Here is an 800-nt window from a genome sequence, read left to right as displayed (position 1 = left end):
GACTGGCATAAAAGCCGTGTACTGGATTCCCAAAACAATGCGCAGAAATACCAGCAACACAAACACTAATTTTTACCGACCGGCACCATAACGCTCGCAACAGGGGCGACCAATGCTATGCACATTTTGTGCGAAACTGGGAGCGTAGCGACCCGCACAAAATGTGCATGGCGTTGGGCGTCCCGCGGAGGCCCGAAGGGCCGTAGCATCCTGCTTGCGTTTGTTAAGTGGGATGGCTCAACCCTCAAATATGTCAGGATTATTTGTTTCTGGATTGTTCACTACGATTGATGGAGGTGTTCCTCCAAGATCTTTAAGAACTTCGCTAAGCACGCTTTTTACTTCAGGGGTGACACTTTCGCTCTCAAGCAAACTATTAATTTTTTCTCGGCTTTCTTCACTTCCATATAGAAGCGAGCTTAGACCAATATCCTTGTTCGGTGAGTAAGAAGCTTTACTCATAATAACCACGCCAAGAACTATTGAGCCAAAAATTGTGAAGATGCTTCCTGGCGCGGCACGCTTCAGCATGAGCTTGCTATCACTCCAATCCAACTGAATTTCACCGGTATCCCCGTAAATTCCTTTTACAAAAAGCCTATAACCAAGATAAACGATGAAGGTTCCAGAGCCAATTCCGATGATCTTGTAAAGTATTGATATAGCCCAGTTCAGATCCATTGATCTCTCTCCATTCTATTTTCACTTAACGCCCAGCGCAGGCGCAGCCAGCGCGGAGCGCTTTTTGTGTTAATGTTTGAGCGCAGCGAGTAACACAAAAAGTGCGTAGCGTTGGCTGT

General features: G+C 46.4%; 1 protein-coding gene. It reads right to left on the bottom strand.

All coding sequences use genetic code 11. The features are described from left to right. Positions 1–237: 237 nt before the first annotated feature. A complete protein-coding gene (locus tag FDY93_RS19290) occupies positions 238–681 on the bottom strand; it encodes a hypothetical protein (RefSeq protein WP_138237387.1) in 444 nt (147 codons plus the stop codon). Positions 682–800 lie beyond the last annotated feature (119 nt).

It is taken from the genome of Microbulbifer harenosus, assembly GCF_005771435.1.
GTDB classification, from domain to species: domain Bacteria; phylum Pseudomonadota; class Gammaproteobacteria; order Pseudomonadales; family Cellvibrionaceae; genus Microbulbifer; species Microbulbifer harenosus.
Note: the sequence above shows the minus strand (reverse complement) of the source record. Positions and strands in the feature narration are given on the sequence as shown.

What these genes read in the sequence shown, in the direction of transcription:
- FDY93_RS19290 (WP_138237387.1), bottom strand. Translation starts at nt 681, where the DNA reads ATGGATCTGAACTGGGCTATATCAATACTTTACAAGATCATCGGAATT.